Genomic DNA, 24,578 nt, shown 5'->3' with positions numbered 1-24,578 from the left:
TTATTTATTAATTATCTTATCTACAGTTAAAGGTTGTCCCGGTTTTACTCTAAAAAAATTATTTACTATAACTTTATCTCCACTCTTTAACATACCGCCTGCAACAATATATTTATCATTGCTTTCTCTTCCTGCTATGACAGGTCTTACTGCTGCTTTACCTTCTTCAACCACAAAAACTATAGTCCCCATAGGATTTTGTAAAAGTGCTTTTTGAGGAATAGTAATAACATTTTTTTGTAAAATTCCCCTTAATGCAACTCTTATAAAATTCCCAGGCATCAATGTATTTTCCGGATTTTCTACTATTGCTCTCATCTTTAGAGTAGAAGTTGCTTGATTTATATTAACATCTATAAAATCTACCACACCTATTTGTGGTAGTTCTTTTCCATCAAGGTTTATTGCAACCTGTATTTTGCCATTTTCGGGTATTGACCAAAGGTTATTTTTAATATTTTCATAATCTCTCATAGGCATAGAAAAATCGATATAAACCTTGTCGTTTTGAGTTATACTAACTAATTCACTCGGGGGTTCATTGGTAACTAAGTTTCCTATATCAACTTTTTTAAGTCCAACCACTCCTGTAATAGGTGCTTTTACAGATGTATAATCTAAGTCAATTTGAGCTTGTTTTAAGTGTGCCTTTGCCAAAGCCAGTGCAGATAGTGCATTTTCATATTCCGATAGGGCTTCATCTCTTTGTTCATCACTTACGGATTTACTTTTATATAACTTACTTATTCTCTCCCAATTACGTGTTGCATTGTTTAAAACTGCCTGATTCATTTCAACGGAAGCTTTTGCAGCTTGAACTTTAGCCTCATACAGTTTGTCTTCTATTTTATAAAGCAAATCTCCCTGTTGTACAATTTGACCTTCTTTAAAAAGTTTTTTTTCCAATATACCTAACGCTCTTGAGTAAACTTTTACATTCTTAAAAGATTTTATTTGTGCCGGATATTTTAAATCTATTTGAATATCCTTGGCTTCAGGGACTATATATATGTCTGCTTTTGGTGCTGGCATAGCTTTTTTCTCTTCAGCGGCTAATATATACACCGGCATGATAATTAACAAGATTGATAAGACTAGTATTCTCTTTTGGTTTTTCATTATTTTATATACTCCTCTATATTTTTACCGCTGTGGTATATTATATTTGTTTTTTTTATCTCTAAGTCATAAGTTGCATCTTTTAATTGGCTGATTGCCGAATATTTTTCACTTAAAGCTTCAAGATAAGCAACATTATCTACTAAACCGTTTTGGTATTTATTTTTAATAGTTACATATGTACTGTCTGCCGCTTTTAAAGCAGCCTCTGCCGATAATATTTTAAGTTTTCCGATTTCTAAAGCTTTTTTTGCTAATTTTAAATCTACACTTGCTTTATTTTTTTCATATTCAAATTTTGACTTTAAAGCGGTATATTTTTTATAAGCTGATTCATAAGCTTTTTTTGTTGTACCAAATCCAAAAATATTCCAAGACAAGTTTAAAGATATTAGATTTTGAGTGTATTCATCAGAAAGCCCGTTATATGTCAGAGTTTTATAGTTCAAATCATATCTATAATAAGTATCATTAATATTAAGACTTGGAAAATAATCACTTTTTTGAGCTTTAGCTTTATATAGTAAACTTTCGGTATCTAATTTTAAAGCCTTAAGATCCGATCGAATTCCGTTATCTTCTTGTTCAATATACTCTTCTATCTTTGAAGTACCGGTAACACTAACTTTCTTACCTACTAAATATTCTAAATTATGTAGAATTGTTTGTATATTTAATTCTATCTCATGTAAATTTACATTTGCACTTTGTACTCTAGATACAATTTTATCTACTTCATCGTTAGTAACTTTGCCTGCTTCTAAAAACTTTTGAAGTCTTTGATGTTGGGCTTGAAGTTGCTCTATATGTTTAAGTTTTGCCTCTTTTTGTGAAGACAAAGACATATAACTGTAATAGTAGTTAACAACTTCAAGAGCTATTTTGTTTTTTAAATCCGAAAGATTTTCTTTAGCACTTAAGATATCCGATTCATATGAATCAAAAGTGTTTTCCCTTTTTCCTCCGTCATATATATTATAATCAACCTCTGCATATAAAACATTTATATTATCCGCTACACTTGATGTTTCCTTATTTGTCAACTGATATTTAGCCCCAAGCGATAATTGAGGTAGATATTTTGCTTTAACACTTTCATACTCATATTGAGTTGATTCGATATTCATTTTTGAAGATTCTATCAGCTTGTTATTAAAAGACATTTCTACTAATTCATTTAAGGTATGAGCAAAAACAAAAGAAGGAATGACACATATTAAATATAGTTTTTTTATCATTTTTTTCCTTTAAGTCTGCAATAGTATCATAGCCCTTCTTAAATATATCTTTCTAGAAAGATATATTTTTTCTAAGTAAAAAAATTGTATAATTCTATTAATGAATGCTAATGAATTAAAATTACACCTTGATAGCAAGGATGACGACCATATATGTAGTAAGAGTGACATAGGCTATGTAACTTTGCCTTTGATTATGTTATCTCAAAAACTTTTGACTAAGATTGAGAACCTTTTAAGTAAAAAATATAATCTCTCAAATAGCGAAATTGACGTATTAGCTTCTTTATATTCTTGCAAAGACGAAAAGCACACTTTAACCCCTACAAAACTGTATGAAAAACTACTTTTTTCTTCAGGAGGTATGACAAAGGTATTAAAAAAGCTAGAACTAAAAGAATTTATAAAAAGACTTGATAATATAGAAGATAAAAGAAGTAAACTTGTTCAACTTACACCTTTAGGAAAAAATATTGTGGAAAAATCTTTAAGTGAGGTTATTGAATTGGAAGAGAATTTTTTTATACATTTAAACGAAAAAGATAGAAAAAGATTATCCGACTCACTCTTTCATGCACTAGGTGATCACGATAGAGAATAAACTAGTTTAAGCTTCTAACTGACCCGCTAATCTTTTATAAATATCACTACTCTCTAATAATTCATTATGAGTTCCGGATGCTACTATTTCTCCTTTTTGTAGAACCAAGATTTTATCGGCATGTTTTATCGTACTTAACCTGTGTGCTATCGTTATGGTTATCTTATCTTTTGTATATTCATCCAAAGCTTTTTGAATTCTCTTTTCACTCTCATTATCCAAAGCAGATGTAGCTTCATCAAAGAGTAACAACGACGAATGTTTGTATATCGCCCTAGCGATAGCTACGCGTTGACGCTGTCCACCTGAAAGATTTGCACCAAACTCTTCCATTTGTGTATTTATTCCATCTTCAAGTTCATTAACAAACTTTGTGGCATCTGCAAGTCTTAAAGCTTCATGAACTTTTTCTTCATCTATCTCTTCACAACCATAAGCTACATTTGCCGCTAAAGTATCTTGAAATATATATATACGCTGAGTTACTAAAGACATATGATGCTTTAAAGAAGTATTTTCATACTCTTTTATATCCAAATCATTGATTAAAACTTGCCCGTTGTCCGGGTCAAAAAAACGCAGAAGCATATTTATAAAAGTCGATTTTCCACCACCGCTGTCTCCGACCAATGCTATATTCTCACCCGAACTTATTTTAATATTTACGTTATTTAATGCATAAGAGTCTTCATACTTAAGGGTTACATTTTTATATTCTATTGTTTTGATATTATCCAATAATTCTACATTACCGTACGTAATACGACTTTTAGTATCTAAAACTTCAAATATTCTCTCACTTGCAGCTAAAGCATCTTGAATTTTTGTATAGATAGCACCAACTTTTTTAATAGGATCAAACATAAGTCCCACAGCTGTTAAAAACGCAGTAAATTCACCGACTGTCATATTACCGTCATAAACTTCTCTACCACCGATAAAAATAACAGCTGCAAGTCCACTGGCACCTAAAACTTCCATTACAGGCGGTACTACATCACCGACAAAAACAGATTTCATATGTATTTTAAAATATTCCCAACTTTGCTCACTAAAGCGTTGAACTTCATATTTTTCAGTTGCATTAGCCTTTATCACTTCTGTATTATTAAATATTTCTGTAAGTCTGGTTGTTACGTCTGCATTTTTATTCTGCATCCTATGAGAATATTTTTTCAATCTTTTAGCAATTTTTATCAATGGATAAACTACTAACGGTACTACAACTAATGCATACATTGCTAAAGTATGATTTAAATATATCGTATAACTTATAAGTGCCACAACTGTCAGTGACTCCCTTAATAATTCTGGAAACATATTTGATACAAAATATAAAATTCTATTTATATCATTTGATATTCTTGAAATCAACTCACCGCTACGGTTTAAATATAAATACATCATATCAAGAGATATCATTTTTTCAAGCATCATCTCGCGAAATCTAGTTACGATATGTACACCTATATACTGCATATATACAGATTGAATATATCTACCTATAGCTTTAACAAAATAAATTACTATCATTCCTATAGGAATAAGATATAACATCTCCTCTTTTTTCTCAATAAACATCTCGTCCATAAGGGGTTTCATTATATGAGCTGTCGCTGCAGTTGCACTAACGGTTAAAATAATTCCGATAAACACCAAAAAATAATAAAACTTATACTCTTTAACAAATGGCCAATATCTTTTTAAAACTTTTTTCATAAGTCGTATTTTACACTATATATCCAAGTTAAAAGTTAACTTGCTATAATTCCTAAAATTATATGGAGTTTTTTTTGAAAATAGCTATAGTCAGGCTTAGCGCAATGGGTGATATTGTTCACAGTGCAATCGTGCTACAGTTTATAAAAAATATTTATCCAAAATCTGAAATAGACTGGATTGTAGAAAAATCTATGTCAGCCATTTTAAAAGACAACAATGATATTCATAAAATTATAGAAGTTGAATTAAAAAAGTTTAAAAAGACTAAAAAAATATCTGATTTGACAGAACAAATAAAAATAATAAAATCACTTCCAAAATATGACTATATCATAGATATGCAAGGGCTTTTAAAGTCGGCATTGATCACTAAGTTTATGAAAGGTGATGTTTACGGTTTTGACAAAGACAGTGTACGTGAAGGCATCGCTTCATTTTTTTACAAACATAAAATCAATATGCCATATGATGCAAACACAATAGATAGAAATGTCCAAGTTGTAAGTAAATCCCTAAACTTAGGAATAACAAGTAAAGATATATTTGAAAAAAAGCCGTTTTTATTTTATAGGAATGAAAATAAAATTATTTATGACTACTTAAGTAAAGAGAAAAAAAATATAATCTTCGTAATAGGCTCAACTTGGCCTTCAAGAAACTACCCAAAAGAAAAATTTGTAGAAATTGCAAATGAATTAAAAGAAAATATATTAGTTATTTGGGGTAGTGAAGAGGAAAAAAAGGACGGTGAATATATAGAGCAACACTCTGATTTTGCAACACTTGTCCCAAGAACAGATTTGAATACTTTAAAAGCATTAATAGCTCAATGTGATCTACTTATAGGAAACGATACAGGTCCGACACATATGGCATGGGCTATGAATATACCCTCTATAACAATATTTGGACCAACTCCAATCAGTAGAGTTTATATTACTGATATAAACAAAGTTGTAAAATCACCTTCTAAAGTCAATCCATACAAACTAAATAAAGAAGATTATTCTATAAAAGAGATAGACTCTTATGAAATATGTTCTATAGCTAGAGAACTTCTCTAATTTTCTCCAGCACGTCATCTGCTTTTATAAGTTTCATACAGTTATGATGCCCTAGTGGACATATACGTTTCATACATGGGGCACAATCCAAATCTTTTGTAACTATAACACCTTTTTCATTCATCCACTGGTTTGTTTCTGTATATTTGGTCGGTCCAAATATAGTAACCGTAGGAACTCCAAATGTAGCTGCCAGATGCATAGGCCCAGAATCGTTTGTGACAAACAAGTCTAACTTTGATATACCGCTTATTAACTCTTCAACACTTGTTTTAGCAGCTAGGTTTTGATAATTTTTCACACCTGCATCTACAAGCAGTTTTTCAATATCTGCCGCTATTTCATCTTCGTTAGGCCCGCCAAAGATTACAATATCATAATCTTTTGACATCTCTATAGCTACTTTAGCAAACTCTTCAGGGTACCAACGCTTTGCACTCCCGTAAGTCGCACCCGGATTTAAACCTAAAATTTTTTTATCTGATTTTTCACTTTCGTAACCATATATCTTTAACTTACCTGGAGTCGTTTGAATCTCAAAACTTTTATTTATAAAAACGTTATAACGTAAGACTTGGTGTATCTCTTTTTTTGTATATCTTTTATATATGTATCTTTTTTTAACACCTAAAAAGAAAAGCAGGTACTGGGTAGTAAAATTTTTTCTAAAACTCAGAGCTATATCGAACTTGCCTACTTTTTTTGCATCTCTATAAAGGTTTAAATATCTAAAACCCTCTTTTTTAGACTCGTCAATAAAAATCTTCTCTACACTTGGATGGTGTAAAAACAACCTTGTAGATACATATGAGCCGTATATTGTTAACTTAGCATCCGGATATGTTTTAACGATATTCTCTATAGCAGGCGTCGTCATTACAGCATCGCCAAGCCAAGTAGGAATTTCAATAAATATCTTCAATTAACACTCACAACTTTGGATTTTAGCAATAGTCTTCGTGGTACTTTTTCCATCTACGAACTGAACAAGTTTTACCTCACGTGCAATGTCGCTACCTACAACCTCTTTGCCTTCATAGTCTCCACCTTTTACAAGTACGTCAGGCTCAACCATCTTAATAAGTTCATACGGTGTCTCATCTGAAAAGACAGTTACAAAATCCACACTCTCTAAAGCTGAGAGAACGAATGCACGATCCTCTTCAGAGTTTATAGGACGAGATTCACCTTTTAATTTTCTAACACTTGCATCTGAATTAAGTCCAAGAATAAGCACATCACCGTAAGATTTTGCGATATCCAGATAACTTACATGCCCTCGATGTAGTATGTCAAAACAACCGTTTGTAAAAACTATTTTTTTACCCAGTTTTTTAAGTCTCTCAACTTGAATCTTTAACTCTTCAAAACTCTTAATGTGTGCATCTATACTAGTTTTATTTATACTGGCTCTATAGTGTTCTATCTCATCTATCGTTGCAGTGGCACTACCAAGCTTTCCAACAACAACACCGGCTGCCAGGTTAGCAAACTCTAAAGCGGAAACTATATCTTTCCCTGAGGCAAGTGAATATCCAAGAGAGGCAAGGACAGTATCACCTGCACCTGTCACGTCATATACCTCACGTGCAACAGTTGGACGCATAATAAGCTTGTCATCAAATATTGCGATTCCATCTTCACTTAAAGTAATTAAAGAGATATCCAGTTTTGCTACATCTTTTAGTTTTTTAAGTGCATCTACTAAGGAATTATCATCAGTTATATTAATTCCGCTTGCTTCTTGTGCTTCTTTTTTATTTGGAGTTAAAAGGTAGGCTCCGCTGTATTTAGAATAATCAAGTCCTTTTGGATCTACTAATACTTTTTTATTTTTAGATTTAGCAATGTTTATAATATCTTTTGTCAAAGAGGTAGTTAAAACACCTTTACCATAATCTGATAATAAAACAATATCAACTTCCGCACAAAGAGTCGAGAAATTTTTCAAAACCTCAGATTCAGAACTCTTAGTAATATTCTCTTTTGACTCTTTATCATAACGAACTACTTGTGAATGTGATGCAATAATACGACTTTTTTTAGAAGTTTTTCTTTCATCTTCTTTAACTAAATAACTTTTTGTATCTATCGCATCTAACATGCTTTTTAATTCATGTGCGACATCATCATCACCAACGACAGATATTACACTAACTTCACATCCAAGTGCTCTTAAATTATTTACAACATTTCCTGCACCGCCGAGGACAGTTGTCTCTTTGTCAATATCTACAACCTGAACAGGCGCTTCGGGCGATATACGGTTTGCACTACCCCAAAGATAGTGATCTATCATCAAATCACCTACAACTAAAACCTTAGGAGAGTTATGCATTATTTTTTAACCTCAACATCGAATAGTCTTTTGATTTCAGGTAAATATGCCTTAATTCCATCTTCCATTTCATAGTTTGGCTTATAACCCAAGTTTTCTTTTGTAGTGTCAATATTTGCTTCTGTAAAAAACTGATACTGACCAACAAAAGGATTTGGAATATACTCTTTGCCGTTATCTATTGCAAGCTCTTTTTGAAGTATATTTACAATATCCTCAAAACTTCTTGCTTTTCCCGTACCGACATTATACACACCGCTTTTTTTAGGTTCGCACGCCAATATATTTGCCTGAACAATATCATCTATATAGATAAAATCTCTTAAAATTTTATCGCTTCCTTCAAATAGTTTAGGCGTTTGTCCGTTTAATATCTGATGACCAAACTGAACAACCATAGATGCGGTCTTATTTTTAAAGTATTCTCTTGGACCGTAAACATTAAAATATTTAAGACCGACTATGGAGATATCTACACCTTGTTCAATATATTTGTATGTAATATTGTCCATCATAACTTTTGAAAAACCATATACATTGTTTGGCTGTTCAAACCCAACTTCAAACCTGTCACTGTCTCCATAGGTCGCGGCACTAGATGCATAGATCATATTTGCATTATGTTTAATCGCTATTTTTAATAGATCTTCATAAGCATTTACATTTGTTTGAATCATCAAATCTTGCTCAGATGCAGTAGTATCAGAGATAGCAGCTTGATGAAAGATATAGTCAAAATCATACTCTTCATTTATAGATGCAAGTAAAGATTTATCATTGATATCTCCGCTGATAACTTTTCCTTTAAAACCTAAAAGGTTTTTAAAATGTCCAAAGCTCTTTAGATTTCCGTTACTAAGTGTTTCACCGCTTCTAAAACTATCTAAAACTACTATATTACATTTTGGATAGTTTTCTTGAAAATAAAATGCCAAATTTGAGCCTATAAAACCCGCACCACCAGTGATAAGAACTGTTTTATTGTTAAAGTCTATGTCGTTGTATTTCATAAAGCGATTATACTATCTTTTAACTTATTTTAGATAAAAGCGTCTTTTGGATATCTTGATAAAGTTCATTCGAATAGTCTGCAGGAACTTCAAAGTTATTTTGAAGTTCTATATCACTTATAGTTGACCATCTTTTAGCTGATGCAAATAGATTTGCTCCAAAGAATGATACAGTTTTTGTATTTGTCAAACCTGCCAAATGCATTGGTCCTGTTGAAGTACTTATAAAGATTTTAGATGTAGATATAAAGTTTGTCAAATCCCAAATAGATTTAAAATCATCTCTTATATTTGCTTCAAAATCCAAGTGTTTTTTTATATACTCTTTGTCTTCAATATCATCAGGTCCAAATGTAAAAACCACTTCTGATTTTTCAGATGCAATCTTTGCAAGTTTCAAGTAATCGTCTAAAGATAAGTTTCCATCACTGCTACCACCGCTACCTACATGGAACATAGTTATATTCTCACGTTTTTTCTTAGTGTCTAAAAGAGGTCTTTGAAAATCAAGTTTCAGGTTCTCATCAAAGTGCTTCACCAAGTCTAAATTATATTGCCATTCAGTTTTTTTGACTTCACTTCTTCTTTGTTTTAGTGTATCATTAAAAAAGATTTGTGCTATCTTTGTAGCGGGTGCTATTCTTTTTTTTACACCGGCTATAATTAAAGCGATTCCAAGTTTATTCTCAATATATCCGCTTATACTTACATCTATATTCTTTTCTCTTATTCTTTTTGAGAGCTCAAATACATCATCTGTATATTCAATTACCTCATCTATAAAATCAAGCCTTGATGCCAAGTCATAGTTGATTTTAGATACCAGCATCACTATCTTATGTTCTGTTTGATCTTTTAATATTTTACACATTGGCAAGGATGTAATAAAATCACCTATTTTATCGTGTCTGGTAACCAATACTCTCATTTTTCTAACTCTTTGTTTGCTTCATATAGTTTTATATATTTATAAAAGTTTGTAGCCATATGTGAAAATGCTATTACCAACCCTGCATAACCGTCTAAAAAACCGCGTTTTATAATATATGTTTTAAAGAAAGAAAATTTAGCATTTAGTATAGCTTTTAATGGAGAAGATGATTTTTTACCAGCATTATCTTTGGCAAAAATAGTAGAATATCTGTCCAGTTTAATTATAAAATCCGTAACTGTAGAATATGGAAAATGATTTACTTCACTTTTTAAACCTACTGTATTAAAACCTTCATTAATAACTTTTTCATGTACATGCAAATCGTTAAAAGCAGTCTTTTTTCTATTATAAACCCTTACGATGATATCATTCGCCCAACAATGAGTAATTTTTTGTTTTTTATAATAATTCACCCTGTTTATCGTATAGACATTTTCATCTTTTAAGTCAATTGATTTAAGTTCTTCAATAAATTCTGCCGTTAACACTTCGTCTGCATCCAAAGATAATATCCAATCATGTTTACAGAACTCTGCTGCTTTGTTTTTTGTAGGACCAAAACCACTAAACTCTCCAACTACATAATTAACGTTTTCATATTCTTTACATATACTTTTTGTATTATCTGTTGAACCGTTATCATATATAACGACATCTTCAAACACCTTTAGACTCTCTAGAGTACTAGCAATAGTTTTTTCTGCATCTTTGGCAATTATAGCTACACTAATCAACAACTTTCTGCCCTTTTAATCTTTTTTTGAAATTCTTTTTATCTTTATGTTTTTGAGAATAATCCAAAGCAACCTCTATACACATAGTCTCATCCTCATTTATAATCTTTGCATACTCTTTTACAATGATTTTTAAATCCTCATCTTTAGCCCAAAGCTTAGAAAAATTTAACAACCTCTCACTCAGATTTAGTTTTTTAAACTGCATCCTGTTAATATCAACTACTTTAAAAATATAACTATCATTTTCTTTTTTAATTAAAATATTGCCAGGACTATAGTCAAGATGAAAAATACCTCTCTCATGAAGTTTATACGTAAAAAGTGCAAACTCTTTGAAAATACGCTCTTTATCTTCATAGTTTTTATCTAAAAGAGGTTCCCTTATTGTCAAGTCATATTTGAAATTTTTACTTACAAAATAACTGTCCTCTAACAGTCCATATTTTTTAAATTCAATATAACCTATCGGTTTTGGAACAAAATCTATAATCTTTACACTGTTTTCATATGATTTTTTTGCTTTTGAATCTTTAAAAAAAGTATATACTATCTTATTTATAAAATGTGGGACTTTAAATGACTTTATAACAAATTCTTCATCATTGTATGAAACTACTTTTATCTCATTTCTTGCTTTATGTATAGAGTTTGTTGAAGTTTTAAAATGTTCTTTTATAGATTTAAAAAAGTCAAGATATTTTGTATTCATATCGTGTTTTAAACTATACATATCTTTATTAAATTCTAAACAAAACCAAAATAACTGTTTATTTACGACATCTTTATTTATTTTAGACAGATACTTCAATGTAATATGCAGTTTTAAAATAAATGCCATCAAATGGTCCAGATGCTTTGTTAAAAGATAAAAGTAAGAGATTAAAAATTCCCTCTCTATTAAAAAGTTTCTTTTTGTACTTACTCCTGAAAGGTGGATCAACTTCGCTCTTGGTTCCAAACAGACTCTATACCCTGCTTCGTGAAAACGCTGAGAAAGGTCTTCTTCTTCACAATATAAAAAGAAGTTTTTATCAAGTCCATCGATTTCATTAAATGCTTTTGCCCTGCAGAACATAGATGCACCACTGACTATACCTACGTCTATAACATCTTTATACTCTTTTTTATTGTTATATATTTTTCTTAAAGACACGAAACGTTTAAAACCTTTACCGAAAATCTTCTCAGATACACTTGGAAATTCTCTAAAAGTCGTACTTCTTTTTTCATTTTCATCGTATAGCTGTGGAGATGCCAGACCTATATCACTGTTTTGTTCTAAAGTTTTATATAAAGTGTCAACTACATTATTGATCAAAAGTGTGTCATTATTTAAAAAGAAGTAATATTTTGAGTCTTTATTTGCTTTTTCTACACCCAACATATTTCCGGATGCAAAACCGACATTTTTTTTGCTATAAATAAGTTTAATATCACTATCGTTTTCTAAAATTTTTAATTTGTTTACTTCGTTATCCTTTGAAGCATTATCAACAATGATTAATTCATATTCTACTTTTGTATTAGCCCTTACACTTTTGACCATATCAAGTGTTTCATCTGAGCTATTATAATTAACCGAAATAATAGATACCATTAACTCTCCATAATATAAAGTGGCATTTTAACTAATTAATGATAAAATCCATCCTAAAAAAGGCTTATGTTGAATTATAATGATATTTCAGTTAGCGTCATAGTCTCTGTATACAAAGATACACAAGCACTTAAACTTATACTTGATAGTCTATTAAACCAAACACATGAAAATTTTGAAATAATTATTTCTGAAGATTGTGAATCAGAAGAGATGCGTGAGTTTTTAGCCCCATATAAAGAAAAAAATCTCTTAAAGCATTTAACACAAGAAGATACCGGTTGGAGAAAAAACATAGCCTTAAACCGTGCTGCCAAAGAATCAAAAGGTGAGTATCTTATCTTTATAGATGGAGATATTATCCCTTACAGTGACTTTGTACAAAAACATGTAGAGTCTATTACTCATAGTCGAATATTATGTGGCAAACGCGTAGAGTTAGGTCCATTTTTTTCTAATCTTATTAGAAAAGGATATCTAAATCCTTATATAGTTGAAAAATTATTTGGATTATTTTTACCTTTTTTAGCAATGGATAAAGCAAGACATGTTGAAGAAGGTATAAAACTGAAAAAAGGCTCCTCGTTAGAACAAAAACTTAATAAAAAACGCCCAATGATAATCGGCTGTAACTTTTCGTGCTTTAAAAAAGATTTGGAATATATAAACGGTTTTGATGAAGACTATACTACACCGTCCGTTGGAGAAGATATAGACCTAACATGGAGATTTCAGCACTTCGGGATAGATTCACAAAGTGTAAGATACCTTGCAAATACATTTCATTTATATCATCCAAGAAGCTGGAATAGTGAAAACGTTAATGCGAATAATGCAATTATGAAGAAAAAATGGGATAATGAAGAGTTTATCTGTAAAAACGGTCTAAAGAAGCTTTAGCCGTTTTTCATTATGATAATGCATCAAAGTCAATGCCGATAAAAATATAAATATATTCTTTAACTTCGCATATAAAAATACTAAACTAACACTTGATACACTAAGTAATATCACTATAAAAATAATTTGAACAACTTTCATATAGTGATCATCATACGGATATCTCAAAAGCTGATAAAATATATTTAGAAAAACCAATAATCCTATAATTCCAAACTGTAAAGTATTATCCAAAAATTCACTATGTAAACTGGCATACTCACCATTTTTCGTATTTTCATACATACTGTGAATATTTTTTTTATTTGTTTCATGCTCTTTTACGTAATTTTTAAACTCGCCTATATGATCACCGGCACCGACTCCAAATAAAAAATTTTCTTTCATAATCTCATATGAATATACATAAAATCCAACTCTTGCACCGGTGGAAGTATAATAATTTTGCTTATCAATAGCAGCTTCTGTTTGATTAAAAAAATCATTTACTCTATTATGGAAAATATCACTTGTATTATATGCTATAAAATATCCTCCAAAAATCAATACTAATGATACAGGTAGCATAAAGTACTTTTTATACTTTATCATTATCATTGCAGTAACAGTTAAAATAGAAATAGCATATAGTCCATATCCAAGTTTAGATTGGATTATAAAGATATTACTAGATGCACTTATAAAAAACATTACATAGATTATCTTTACCCATAATTTTTGCTTTTTTGTGACAATTCCATACAATAATATTCCTAACGATATTGAAAGTACAGTACTATATTGAGTAAACGTTTCCATAAAAGGCACATTCACACCATATCCAGTATAAACCAGATATGGTATTCTTATGTCAAAAAGCATAAGATAACTTACTATTTCACTAAAAAAGATACCTAATAAAAATCCGGTTAATATTTTATATATAAAATCTTTTCTTATAACTGCTATGAAAACTATCATATATAGTACATATTTTAGTTCCTTTAACTTGAATACAGCCATCTCTAAGTTTTCAGAACCAAGTATCCATATTAAATGCACTAAAACAAATAATAAAAATGCTTGAACAACCTTGTCTTTAAAAGCAAACAGTAGTTTTTCTTTTATATTTCCAGATAATAAAAAAAGAACTAAAACCATTCCAAAAATTGTTTTTACAGGTTTTGCATATATCGGTAAAAAAAATGCATATACAATAAATAAATAATTTGCTGCTAAGATATATTTGTCTTGATATTGTACTTTTAAATCTAATATTTTTTTGAACACTTTATATCCTTAAGCGACAAAACAAGTTAATTTATGTAACTTTAGCCCTATACAGGTTCTAATTAGACGTTTCGTTCTTTTTTTTGTCCTGTATATTGCAAATACTTCATCTCTATACTTATTTAAATATTTATGTAGTTTTTTGTTGTAAAAAATATTTTCATAATTTTTATAATGTTCTATAAGTAATTTAACCAAATACTTATCTTCATCTTTTGTAAATAATCCGGAACTAAGCATAGTATTCAAGTCTCTTGCTATTACTTTAGCTCTGTCAACTCTTATGTTTGTTTTTTTGTTTAACCTATCAAAAAAACCTTTATAGTTTTTAACTCTTGTACTTGTTACTTGTTCAGGATATCTTCTATAATATGTCATACTCTCTTGTGTATATGTTATTGAACTTATAGATGTAGCGACAAAAGCAATCCATATATCATGAAAACTTATATTTTCCGGTATTGGCAATATATGTTTTATAAGTTCTCTTTTAAACATTATTGTATTACCAGATACACAGTTTGTAAGCAAAAATGCTTTGTTGTTACTTCCTGATACTAAATTGTTTTCCGGACGTACCAATTGTTTTGCATTATCGACAAGGTTTGACTCCTCATCCATTAATATAGCATCTGAATATATTAAAATATTTTCATCAATCTCATTAATAAAAACTTCCAACTTATTTTTTTTCCAAGAATCATCTTGATCAGCTAAAGCTATGTGATCACCACTGCATAAAGAAATCGCTTTTTCAAAATTTTTTATAAAACCTAAATTTTTTTCATTTTTATAAAGCTTTATTCTCTCATCATTCTTTTGATATTCTTTTATAATATCTATTGTATTATCAGTTGAACCATCATCCGTTATTACAAGTTCAAAATCTTTATACGTTTGATTTAAAATAGAATCTATTTGCTCGTTTATATACTTTTCCCCATTATAGGTACACATTGCAATAGATATCATTTTACTTCTTCTTTCTAAATATTTTTTTAACTTTATCTCTATGTCTTTTTGTTTTTTTTCTAGCAATTCTTATAAAGTTTCTTAAATAATAATTTTTCATTTTATCTTCATAATATTCTACTACTGTCAATAGTTTATGTTTGTATTTATCATCAAACAAATACAAATTTTTAAGAACTACTTTTTTAATCTCTTTAAACATCTTCAACTCTTTTAGAATATCACCTGAAACATTTGTTTCATGTCTTCTATATGCTGATACTTTTTCATCATAATATAAAATAAAATCACGTGCAACAACTCTTAAAAAGAAGTCATAATCTTCAACTAACAGATTTTCATCATATAGTCCAACTAGATCATACAACTCTTTTCTTATTAAATGCGTAGCACCAGCAACTGACCAATTGGATGTGATTTCTGTTTTTAATCCATCATCATTAAAATAATTTTCTTTTTTACCCTTATATAAATCAAAAAGACTACTTTCATATATAATATTATTATTTTCATCAATAACGATTGCATCTGACAACAATAAATATTTGTCAGGATTATTTTCCAGAATGTCAACTCTACTTTTAATAGTATTATTAATTAAATAATCATCACTTGCACATAATAAGATGTATTTACCCTTTGCTAATGAGATTAGTTCATTTAAAGTTTTAGTCAAGCCTTTATTTTCTCTTTTGATATATTTTATCTTTATTATTTCTGAATTCTTATCTATCCACTTTGTTATATTACTATCATTCGGATTTGATGAACCGTCATTTATAATTACTATTTCTTTATTTGAATATTTATCTTCCAAAACAGAATCAAGAGTTTTATAAATATAATCGTTATGATTATAAAAAGGGATAATTATACTTACTAGCGGATTACTTGTATTCATTTATCGCATCCACTACTTTTTTTGTATCTTCCATAGTCTGTACACCGCTGATAGGTAAACTTAATACTTCGTCATGTATTTGTTCACTTATAGGATATTGTTCATTAGACCATTCGGAATATGCTTCTTGTTTATGCGGTGGAATAGGATAATGTATCAATGTTTGAATATCATACTTTAATAGGTGTTTTTGCAACTTTGTTCTATCACTTGAACGTATAACAAATACATGCCATACGTGATTATCTTCTTTTCTAACAGTCGGTAAAACAATACTACTATTTTTTATATTTTCTAAATAGTACATTGCTATTTCTTTTCTATTTTTTATCTCATTATCTAAGTATTTTAATTTTACACCGAGCATTGCAGCCTGCATCTCGTCAAGTCTGCTATTTATGCCTTTGTATAAATTTTCATACTTTTTATGACTTCCGTAATTTCCCAAGGCTCTTACAGTTTCAGCCAATTCTTTATCGCTTGTAGTAACTATTCCTCCATCACCTAAAGCACCTAGATTTTTCCCGGGATAAAAACTAAATCCACTTGCATCTCCGAGATTGCCGGCTCTATTATCCTTAAAATAAGCACCGTGAGCTTGTGCAGAATCTTCTATAACTTTGAGGTTATACTTTTTTGCAATAGAGTTTATCTTATCCATCTCACATGTCTGACCGTATAGATGCACAGGCATTATAGCTTTTGTTTTTGGTGTGATCTTTTTTTCTATTTTATTTGCATCTATCAGGTATGTATTTATATCCGGCTCGACTAATATAGGGACTAAAGAGTTTTGCGTTATTGCGAGAATCGAAGCTATATATGTATTTGATGGAACTATAACTTCATCACCATCACTCATAATACCCATCTCTTTATATGCTCTTAAAATTAAAATCAAAGCATCCAAACCGTTTGCTACACCTACTGCATATTTACTACCGCAGTAGTTTGCAAAATTTGATTCAAACTCTTTACACTCATTCCCTTGGATATACCATCCGCTGTCTATAACTCTTGCACAAGCTTCAACAAGTTCATCTCTGTATTGATTGTTTATTTTTTTTAGATCTAAAAAAGGTATCATTAACTACTTTCCTTTACACTCATCACAAATTAATTCTTTATTGCATTTTTGTCCGCATCTGCAAACATATCCTTGATGTCTAGCAGGGTTTCCGTACCAAAGTTCTTGCATACCGATATTCTTCGTTACTACACTTCCTGCACCTATCATAGCATAATCACCTATAGTTATTCCACCTACAATAGTACTGTTTGCACCGATAGATGAGCCTTTTTTTACAACAGTTTTTAAAAACTCACTTGGATACTGTTTGCTTCTTGGTAAAAAATCATTTGTAAAAGTAACGTTTGGACCAATAAAAACATTATCCTCTAAAGTAATACCATCCCAAATTTGAACACCACTTTTAACAGTAACATTATTACCTATTTTCACATCATTTTCTATCAAAACACTTGCATTGATATTACAATTATTTCCTATGATAGCTTCTTTTAATATAACACAAAACTGCCAAATATATGTATTAGTTCCAATATTTTCACTTTGAACATCAGCTAGTTTATGTATCATTTATTTACTTCTTTTAAAAATTCATTATAATCTCTTATATAATCATTTTCATCATAATGTTCACTAGCAATTACCATTAAAACACAGTCTTTACTAAAGTTTTTCATCTCTCTCCATATTAAACCTTCTATATAAAGACCTTGATTTGGGTTTGTAAGAGTAACTTCTTCTTTTTTATTTCCATCATCAAGAACAAATGTACAACTTCCCTTTACGGCTATTGCTATTTGTTTAAGATTTTTGTGTGCATGAAATCCACGCTCAACTCCCAGCTTAGTATCAAATATATAATAAACTCTTTTAATTTCAAAAGGTGCATTATAACCTTCTTCTATAGCTATTAATGAACCTCTATCATCTCCATTTATTTTAAAATCTATTATTTTTCCTAACAAACGAATCCTTTATCAAACTAATTTTATCAAATTTAAAAAATTATTCATACCTAACTTCATAGTATTTTAATTTTTTTTGAAGTTCATCTAAATATTCTTTAACATTATTTTTATCCAAAAGCACTCCAAAATTATCTTTTTTATTAGTTTCTGAACTAATGATTTTTGCCACTGTATTGATATGCTTTGGATACATATGATCATCATCCGGATAGTTTAATAAATTAGTTGTCATATTGTTTATATCCATAAAATGATAAACTTTGTCAAATGTATAAATCAAATCATATAACCATCTTTTATATTCATCATATCTTTTAGTATCTCTAATTAAAGCAACTAATAAATCCGCTGTAACTGGTGGCGTAAAAACAACGAACTTAGAATTTTTATTTTCTTGTTTTATTTTTTCAAAAATTTGAATATAATTTTCATTATATTCATAGTTTTTATCTTTAAAATCATTTATATGCTTTAACAAAGTCATTTTAAATCTTGTTTTTCTGGTAGCTTCATCTACAATATCATGGTACTTTATATTATTTCTATCATAATATATAAGCTCTTTATTATAAAAATAATTTTTAATATTTTTTTTTGAAAATTCAAACATATCATATGATAATAAGTTCTTAAATTTATAAAATATAGACTTACTTCTGTCTAAATAAAAAGACGGTTTATTAAAATTTATAGGAAATTTTTTATTTGTACCAAAAAAATCAATTCCCAATATTATATACTTTAATTCATTATTTACTTTATCCTTAAAAAAATTTATATATTCTCTATACTCAGTGGGATACATACTATTGACGGCATAGTTATAAACTTTCATACCGGCAAAACTATTTTGGTTTATAAAAGTACTTCTACTGCTACCTAGTAAGATTGAATCAAAATCTTTTATACTATTAGAATTGATATAATTTGTTTTTTGTTCACGTTCATCAAAATCGATTTGTTTACTATTTAAAAAATTTTTATGTGTAAACATCCACAAAGGGTCAATAAATATATTAAACGATATTAGTAAACCTAAAAAGATGCTAATGTAGGCTATAAAATTTACAATATAAGACCTATATTTATTGTTCATTCACAGTGCTTTTTACTATATCTTAAAGAATCTATTCTTTTTTTCAAGCTGTAAACTGCTTTTGAATTCATTATTTTATTTAATACTCCAAAACTAGATAGAAATAAAGGACTGCAAGGTGTACGAAAAAACCTCATTTCCAATGCTTTTTGATACTGTTTAATCATTCTGTATTTTGTATCGTAAAAGCTTTTGTTTGGATAGCCACCGCTTCTATGTAGTATGTGAAAGTCTATTACATATGTATGATATCCTTGCATCTGAGCCTGCATCGAAAGATCTGCACCGTAGAGATGGTAATGCCCTATGTTTTTAGAAAACATTAAATTCAATTCATTCTTAACAATCATAATATTTTCATCGGGACACGATACTTTTGCAGGGAAAGGTCCATTATGTACATCAAGCTGTCCAGGATCTGTAATTCTTGTGTATTGGGTATTTATATCATTAATATCATAACCGGTATTTCCTAAAATTGCCCATTTAGGATCAACCTCGTTCATTTCTTTAATTTTATCTGTTAAAACCTCAATATTATCAAATTTGAACTCTACATCTTGATGAACCAAAATCAAATATTTTCCATTAGCTTTATTTAAACATTGATTTAAACCATCATAAGCATCATATTTATTATCTTGCGTATTATCGATATATATAAACTCTGTATTATCATTATTAAAACCGGCTTTTTTTGCAGAATCCAACAACAACTTGTATTCATCTATATTGGATACAAGCGTACACATAGAAAAAAGTTTATCAGAAACGATACTATCTATTTCGATAACATCTAAACCATCATATTCCATAAAGTCTCCGCTAATATCTTTGAACTTGTTCATTAAGTTTATTTATCATTTTATCAATATTATCCTTAGATACTAAGTAAGTATTCATTCTCATGTTATTTAGCATCCATAAATTAATACGCTGATGATAATGTGTAATATCTTTATAATTAGCTAAATTACAAGTAACTATATCTTCACTTTGAAAGTCATATAGTTTAATGTTTTTATAGTTTTTCATAATCGAAAATACATATGACTTAAACTTTAAATACTCTTCTAAATATCCAGCATTTTGCATTAACTTATAATATAAAATCGAATATGGAGGATAAAAGAAATAAAAATTTATATTTTTATTTGATTCTATGAGAGGTAAAAGATAGTTATTAAAATTATCTTTTAATATTTCAAACTTATAATAATGTCTAAAAGACTTATATCTATTAACTTGTGACAAATAGTTTGTTTTTGCATTGTTTCCACCATCAAACATTGCTTCATATTTACTTTGCCACTCATACAAATTATCTAATTGTTCAGATATTTTTTTCTCATCATATCTTTTTGTTATTGACTTTAAAGATCTAGTAAAAACTCTTGTATTAAATAGGTACTTTGAGTCATTCAACACAGAATCATCATACAAAAAATTAGGAAAATCTTCTTTTATATTTGTCGGTATGTTAAACCCGCTAAATGAATATAAGTCTAATCCAAACAAAATATTATTTATCTTTTTATACTTTTGGGCGAATTCTATTGTCTCTACTTGTTCACAAATATTTCCCCCAAAAGTCGGTACTTTCAAAACTTTGTTAAATCCAAGCTTTTTTTCAATATCACTTGATTTAAAATTTGCGACCATAGATGTGCCGATTAGTAATGAATCATACTCATAATGCTTTATTAGACCGGGGTTGATATACCTTTCATTTTTAACTAAAAATGTGTAGAAAGAAGCTTTTCTATATTGCTGATATGGATCAACCATGTAATTTGTAGTTATTATAGTCAAAAATATAAATATTAAGATATATATGTAATATTTCGAAAATTTTTTGAATCTATTCAAACTTTACCTTTTTAAAAATAGCTTCACTGGCTTTATAACTCCAATGCGTATCATCTGCATAATATAAATCTTTTACACCTTTTTTTAGCTCTTGTGAAAGTATAGCCTTTGTATCTATTAACTCATATTCTTTAGGTAACCCTCTTAAAATTTCAAAAAATTGACTCTTTGGATAACTGTTGTTTTCAATATATGGCTCATATAAATTATATTTATCTACTGCCGGCATAAAATAAAGTCTTATCCCTTTATTCTTAAGTTTATTGGCAAGCTTATTAAAATTGTTGTTTAAACTCTGTATGGATTTTTGACTTGTTATATTTATTCCGTCAATATCTTCATTATAAAACAATAAAGAATTTTTATCATCTACATTAAAAAAATCATTGTTTAACTTAACCATAGACAATTTATCATACTTCTTATATTTTTTAAGTTTTATTTCTATGTTATTTAACAATGCAGTAGTATTTTGATTATTAATAAAATTTATCATATTATCTTTCATTACATATGAGTTTTTTTGAATTTTAAGTTTTTCAACCAATTTTATTTTTTCCATAAATAAATCAAAATTAAGTTTTACTCCAAACCTTAGCAACGAAGTCCTCTCAACAGACTCTATTAAAATAGCTTTTGGCTTTAACTCATCAAGTAATCCTGAATTATCAAAAATTACAATTGTTTCTATAAAATTCCCAAAGTATGGTAAAACATTTAGCACTTTTAAATTACTATATGTAGCGATATAATCTTGGAAATAAGGATTAATTCCCTGAGTAGCAGCATTTGCAAAGGAATCTCCTATGGTGATTATATCGACTGTTTCTCTAGGTTTTAAATCTTTATACAGTATATGCTTTTTAGGCAAATTTCTAGCTTCTTTTACCAAATAAGAAGGCCTAGGATAAATACTGTCAGTTTTAAAAGAAATTCGCCCCAAGTCACCATTATATAGATCATCATTAACCAAAAGTACTTTTTTTGAGATCATATGCCAAACAACAGTATGAAACAAAACACTTATTAAAACAAATAGTACAAATAAAAAGCTATATTTTTTGAATCTATTCAAACTTTACCTTTTTAAAAATAGCTTCACTGGCTTTATAACTCCAATGCGTATCATCTGCATAATATAAATCTTTTACACCTTTTTTTAGCTCTTGTGAAAGTATAGCCTTTGTATCTATTAACTCATATTCTTTAGGTAACCCTCTTAAAATTTCAAAAAATTGACTCTTTGGATAACTGTTGTTTTCAATATATGGCTCATATAAATTATATTTATCTACTGCCGGCATAAAATAAAGTTTTATCCCTTTATTCTTAAGTTTATTGGCAAGCTTATTAAAATTGTTGTTTAAACTCTGTATATTCTCGTTTGTAATTAAATAATTATTTTCAATATCTTCTCTGTGAAATAGCAAGGTGTTAGAGTCTTTAGTACTGAAATAGTCTCTTTTCATTGGAGATAAAATAGCAAATTTATAATTTCCGTAGTTATTATATACTCTTTGTATATTAAAACTTGCGGCTCTAAAATTTTGAGAATTAATAAAACTAATGTATGGATCTTTAGTTTGATAAAAATTTATACCTTTTGCTAAAATTTTTTTTAGTCTGCTTTTATCTATATTTTTAGACAAATCTAATTTTGAGATAAACCTAGGAATACAAAATCTTTCAACAGACTCTATAACTATAGCTTTAGGGCTTAGTTCATCAAGTAATCCTGAATTGTAAAAAACAGCTATAGTTTCTATAAAATTTCCAAAATGGGGAAGTATATTTAGTACTTTAAAGTCATTATATGTAGCAATATAATCTTGAAAATATGGATTAATTCCCTGAGTGGCAGCATTTGCAAATGAATCTCCTATAGTGATTACATCAACTGTTTCTCTAGGTTTTAAATCTTTATACACTATATGCTTTTTAGGCAAATTTCTAGCTTCTTTTACCAAATAAGAAGGCCTTGAGTTGATGCTATCTACTTTAAATGATGTACGACCTAAATCACCTCTATAGATTTGTTTATCAGTTAAGAGTACCTTTTTAGATATAACATTCCAAACTGTTAAATGAAAGCCAATACTAAAAAGAAATAGCAGTGAAAATATATAAACATATTTTTTATAATTACTCAATTTTAACACTCTTAAAAATTGCTTTACTTGCTTTATATGACCAATGTGTTTCATCTGGATAAAAAATATCTTTTGCACCACTCTCTATTTCTTTAGATAGTATGTTTTTTGTATCTATTAAGATATATTCTTTTGGTAGTTTTCTCAATTCTTCAAATAATACACTTTGAGTATATTTATTGCTGGTTATATAACGACTATACAAATTATATTTATCTACTGATGGCATAAAATACAATTTTATCCCTTTATTTGATAGTAATTTAGCTAAATTATTGAAGTTATCATTGACTTTTTTAATATTTTTTAGTGTTTCATCTTTTAAAACTCGAATATCATCATAGAAAAAAAGTAGTTCATTTTTAATTTCAGAAGTAAAAAAATCATTATTTAACTTTTCTATATAATACTTCTTGTTTTTACCATACCCTTTAACAAGAAAATTTAAATTGTATGTTAAAGCATTTAAATTTAAATTATTTATAAAAGTAATTTGTTGTTTATCTTCATCTTTTGGATTATAAGAGTCATATGAACTAATTATTTCTTGATCAATATTTGCATCAGTATTTAAATCATAATTAATATCTTTTGCAAATCTGTCAATCACAAATCTTTGAACAGATCCAATTAAAACATATTTAATTTTTTTTCTTTCCAACCATCCACTATTACATAACAAAACAACTGTTTCCAAATAACTATTTGTTCCAGACAATTGAGGAATATTCAAAACATCAAGCTCGTTATAGGTGGCTATATAGTCTTGATAGTATCTATTTAAACCTCCTCCTCCCCCATTGCTAAAAGAATCACCAATTGTAATCATATCTACATTCTGTTTTTTATAATCATTATAGTGTATATGTCGTTTTGATAAATTAAATTCATTATATCTAGGTAAAGCCAATCCTTTATGATAAGACATTCTAACCAAATCACCAATGACATAATCAGTCGGGTTTACATACTTAACATACTTGTGATATGTAAAAAAACTAAACATTAAAAAAAAGACTAATGTTAATGAGAAAATATATACAAACTTTTTAGATGTTTTCAA

24 protein-coding genes are annotated in these 24,578 nt (G+C 28.8%); 3 read left to right on the top strand and 21 right to left on the bottom strand.

Going from position 1 to position 24,578, the window contains the following annotated elements:
* Positions 1-1,119 carry an efflux RND transporter periplasmic adaptor subunit gene (locus FJR48_RS02615; protein ID WP_152306616.1) on the bottom strand — a complete coding sequence of 373 codons (1,119 nt, stop codon included), beginning with the start codon at positions 1,117-1,119 and terminating at the stop codon, positions 1-3.
* Positions 1,119-2,357 (bottom strand): TolC family protein, encoded by a 1,239-nt coding sequence (locus tag FJR48_RS02610; RefSeq protein WP_241856090.1) that lies wholly within the window; start codon positions 2,355-2,357, stop codon positions 1,119-1,121. The genes FJR48_RS02615 and FJR48_RS02610 overlap by 1 nt, the downstream gene beginning before the upstream one ends.
* A gap of 100 nt (positions 2,358-2,457) precedes the next feature.
* Between FJR48_RS02610 and FJR48_RS02605 the strand changes: the two genes are divergently transcribed.
* Positions 2,458-2,958 (top strand): transcriptional regulator, SarA/Rot family, encoded by a 501-nt coding sequence (locus tag FJR48_RS02605; protein ID WP_152306615.1) that lies wholly within the window; start codon positions 2,458-2,460, stop codon positions 2,956-2,958.
* A 6-nt stretch (positions 2,959-2,964) separates the two neighbouring features.
* Here FJR48_RS02605 and FJR48_RS02600 read toward each other — a convergent pair whose 3' ends face one another.
* Positions 2,965-4,677: an ABC transporter ATP-binding protein gene (locus tag FJR48_RS02600; protein ID WP_152306614.1), complete on the bottom strand. Its 1,713-nt coding sequence runs from the start codon at positions 4,675-4,677 to the stop codon at positions 2,965-2,967.
* 74 nt (positions 4,678-4,751) lie between these two features.
* On the opposite strand from FJR48_RS02600, the gene waaC reads away from it, so the two are divergent.
* Positions 4,752-5,744, top strand: a complete 993-nt coding sequence (gene waaC, locus FJR48_RS02595; RefSeq protein ID WP_241856089.1) for a lipopolysaccharide heptosyltransferase I — start codon at positions 4,752-4,754, stop codon at positions 5,742-5,744.
* On the opposite strand, the gene waaF is transcribed toward waaC, so the two are convergent.
* The 6 genes from waaF to FJR48_RS02565 are packed head-to-tail and all read right to left on the bottom strand — an operon-like array spanning position 5,728 to position 12,360.
* Entirely contained in the window at positions 5,728-6,666 is a 939-nt protein-coding gene (waaF, locus tag FJR48_RS02590) for a lipopolysaccharide heptosyltransferase II (protein ID WP_188108609.1), read from the bottom strand. The genes waaC and waaF overlap by 17 nt on opposite strands.
* The gene (gene rfaE1 / locus FJR48_RS02585; RefSeq protein WP_152306612.1) at positions 6,667-8,082 is read right to left on the bottom strand and encodes a D-glycero-beta-D-manno-heptose-7-phosphate kinase; all 1,416 of its coding nucleotides are present in this window, start codon (positions 8,080-8,082) and stop codon (positions 6,667-6,669) included. It abuts the gene before it with no gap.
* Positions 8,082-9,092 (bottom strand): ADP-glyceromanno-heptose 6-epimerase, encoded by a 1,011-nt coding sequence (rfaD, locus tag FJR48_RS02580; RefSeq protein WP_152306611.1) that lies wholly within the window; start codon positions 9,090-9,092, stop codon positions 8,082-8,084. The genes rfaE1 and rfaD overlap by 1 nt, the downstream gene beginning before the upstream one ends.
* A gap of 19 nt (positions 9,093-9,111) precedes the next feature.
* Positions 9,112-10,020 carry a glycosyltransferase family 9 protein gene (locus FJR48_RS02575; protein WP_152306610.1) on the bottom strand — a complete coding sequence of 303 codons (909 nt, stop codon included), beginning with the start codon at positions 10,018-10,020 and terminating at the stop codon, positions 9,112-9,114.
* Positions 10,017-10,763 (bottom strand): glycosyltransferase family 2 protein, encoded by a 747-nt coding sequence (locus tag FJR48_RS02570; protein WP_152306609.1) that lies wholly within the window; start codon positions 10,761-10,763, stop codon positions 10,017-10,019. The genes FJR48_RS02575 and FJR48_RS02570 overlap by 4 nt, the downstream gene beginning before the upstream one ends.
* Positions 10,753-12,360 (bottom strand): glycosyltransferase family 2 protein, encoded by a 1,608-nt coding sequence (locus FJR48_RS02565; protein WP_152306608.1) that lies wholly within the window; start codon positions 12,358-12,360, stop codon positions 10,753-10,755. The genes FJR48_RS02570 and FJR48_RS02565 overlap by 11 nt, the downstream gene beginning before the upstream one ends.
* Before the next feature lie 69 nt (positions 12,361-12,429).
* Between FJR48_RS02565 and FJR48_RS02560 the strand changes: the two genes are divergently transcribed.
* Positions 12,430-13,260: a glycosyltransferase gene (locus FJR48_RS02560; protein ID WP_188108608.1), complete on the top strand. Its 831-nt coding sequence runs from the start codon at positions 12,430-12,432 to the stop codon at positions 13,258-13,260.
* On the opposite strand, the gene FJR48_RS02555 is transcribed toward FJR48_RS02560, so the two are convergent.
* Genes FJR48_RS02555 through FJR48_RS02500 form a run of 12 tightly spaced genes read right to left on the bottom strand, consistent with a single transcriptional unit; the run spans position 13,246 to position 24,578 of the window.
* A complete protein-coding gene (locus FJR48_RS02555) occupies positions 13,246-14,529 on the bottom strand; it encodes an O-antigen ligase family protein (RefSeq protein WP_152306606.1) in 1,284 nt (427 codons plus the stop codon). The two genes, FJR48_RS02560 and FJR48_RS02555, sit on opposite strands and share 15 nt — an antisense overlap.
* 9 nt (positions 14,530-14,538) lie before the next feature.
* Entirely contained in the window at positions 14,539-15,567 is a 1,029-nt protein-coding gene (locus tag FJR48_RS02550; RefSeq protein WP_152306605.1) for a glycosyltransferase family 2 protein, read from the bottom strand.
* Entirely contained in the window at positions 15,503-16,402 is a 900-nt protein-coding gene (locus tag FJR48_RS02545) for a glycosyltransferase (protein ID WP_152306604.1), read from the bottom strand. Before FJR48_RS02545 ends, FJR48_RS02550 begins: the two co-directional genes overlap by 65 nt.
* Positions 16,389-17,489 (bottom strand): DegT/DnrJ/EryC1/StrS family aminotransferase, encoded by a 1,101-nt coding sequence (locus FJR48_RS02540; protein WP_152306603.1) that lies wholly within the window; start codon positions 17,487-17,489, stop codon positions 16,389-16,391. The genes FJR48_RS02545 and FJR48_RS02540 overlap by 14 nt, the downstream gene beginning before the upstream one ends.
* A 3-nt stretch (positions 17,490-17,492) precedes the next feature.
* On the bottom strand, positions 17,493-18,002 hold the full coding sequence (locus tag FJR48_RS02535) for an acyltransferase (protein WP_152306602.1): 510 nt from the start codon (positions 18,000-18,002) through the stop codon (positions 17,493-17,495).
* Positions 17,999-18,397, bottom strand: a complete 399-nt coding sequence (locus FJR48_RS02530) for a sugar 3,4-ketoisomerase (RefSeq protein ID WP_152306601.1) — start codon at positions 18,395-18,397, stop codon at positions 17,999-18,001. The genes FJR48_RS02535 and FJR48_RS02530 overlap by 4 nt, the downstream gene beginning before the upstream one ends.
* 40 nt (positions 18,398-18,437) lie before the next feature.
* Complete coding sequence (locus FJR48_RS02525) at positions 18,438-19,496, bottom strand: hypothetical protein (protein WP_152306600.1); 1,059 nt, start codon at positions 19,494-19,496, stop codon at positions 18,438-18,440.
* Complete coding sequence (locus FJR48_RS02520) at positions 19,493-20,344, bottom strand: hypothetical protein (RefSeq protein WP_152306599.1); 852 nt, start codon at positions 20,342-20,344, stop codon at positions 19,493-19,495. Before FJR48_RS02520 ends, FJR48_RS02525 begins: the two co-directional genes overlap by 4 nt.
* The gene (locus tag FJR48_RS02515; RefSeq protein ID WP_152306598.1) at positions 20,322-21,365 is read right to left on the bottom strand and encodes a hypothetical protein; all 1,044 of its coding nucleotides are present in this window, start codon (positions 21,363-21,365) and stop codon (positions 20,322-20,324) included. Before FJR48_RS02515 ends, FJR48_RS02520 begins: the two co-directional genes overlap by 23 nt.
* The gene (locus FJR48_RS02510; RefSeq protein ID WP_152306597.1) at positions 21,358-22,440 is read right to left on the bottom strand and encodes an alginate O-acetyltransferase AlgX-related protein; all 1,083 of its coding nucleotides are present in this window, start codon (positions 22,438-22,440) and stop codon (positions 21,358-21,360) included. Before FJR48_RS02510 ends, FJR48_RS02515 begins: the two co-directional genes overlap by 8 nt.
* The gene (locus FJR48_RS02505; protein ID WP_188108607.1) at positions 22,433-23,515 is read right to left on the bottom strand and encodes an alginate O-acetyltransferase AlgX-related protein; all 1,083 of its coding nucleotides are present in this window, start codon (positions 23,513-23,515) and stop codon (positions 22,433-22,435) included. Before FJR48_RS02505 ends, FJR48_RS02510 begins: the two co-directional genes overlap by 8 nt.
* On the bottom strand, positions 23,508-24,578 hold the full coding sequence (locus FJR48_RS02500) for a hypothetical protein (RefSeq protein ID WP_152306595.1): 1,071 nt from the start codon (positions 24,576-24,578) through the stop codon (positions 23,508-23,510). The genes FJR48_RS02505 and FJR48_RS02500 overlap by 8 nt, the downstream gene beginning before the upstream one ends.

It is taken from the genome of Sulfurimonas lithotrophica, assembly GCF_009258225.1.
Lineage (GTDB): Bacteria > Campylobacterota > Campylobacteria > Campylobacterales > Sulfurimonadaceae > Sulfurimonas > Sulfurimonas lithotrophica.
The sequence above is the reverse complement of the archived record's forward strand: the minus strand, read 5'-3'. Positions and strand labels throughout refer to the sequence as shown.

Coding starts and splice junctions, on each gene's coding strand:
- FJR48_RS02615 (WP_152306616.1), bottom strand. CDS start 1,119: ATGAAAAACCAAAAGAGAATACTAGTCTTATCAATCTTGTTAATTATC.
- FJR48_RS02610 (WP_241856090.1), bottom strand. CDS start 2,357: ATGATAAAAAAACTATATTTAATATGTGTCATTCCTTCTTTTGTTTTT.
- FJR48_RS02605 (WP_152306615.1), top strand. CDS start 2,458: ATGAATGCTAATGAATTAAAATTACACCTTGATAGCAAGGATGACGAC.
- FJR48_RS02600 (WP_152306614.1), bottom strand. CDS start 4,677: ATGAAAAAAGTTTTAAAAAGATATTGGCCATTTGTTAAAGAGTATAAG.
- rfaE1 (WP_152306612.1), bottom strand. CDS start 8,082: ATGCATAACTCTCCTAAGGTTTTAGTTGTAGGTGATTTGATGATAGAT.
- rfaD (WP_152306611.1), bottom strand. CDS start 9,092: ATGAAATACAACGACATAGACTTTAACAATAAAACAGTTCTTATCACT.
- FJR48_RS02575 (WP_152306610.1), bottom strand. CDS start 10,020: ATGAGAGTATTGGTTACCAGACACGATAAAATAGGTGATTTTATTACA.
- FJR48_RS02565 (WP_152306608.1), bottom strand. CDS start 12,360: ATGGTATCTATTATTTCGGTTAATTATAATAGCTCAGATGAAACACTT.
- FJR48_RS02545 (WP_152306604.1), bottom strand. CDS start 16,402: ATGAATACAAGTAATCCGCTAGTAAGTATAATTATCCCTTTTTATAAT.
- FJR48_RS02540 (WP_152306603.1), bottom strand. CDS start 17,489: ATGATACCTTTTTTAGATCTAAAAAAAATAAACAATCAATACAGAGAT.
- FJR48_RS02535 (WP_152306602.1), bottom strand. CDS start 18,002: ATGATACATAAACTAGCTGATGTTCAAAGTGAAAATATTGGAACTAAT.
- FJR48_RS02525 (WP_152306600.1), bottom strand. CDS start 19,496: ATGAACAATAAATATAGGTCTTATATTGTAAATTTTATAGCCTACATT.
- FJR48_RS02520 (WP_152306599.1), bottom strand. CDS start 20,344: ATGAACAAGTTCAAAGATATTAGCGGAGACTTTATGGAATATGATGGT.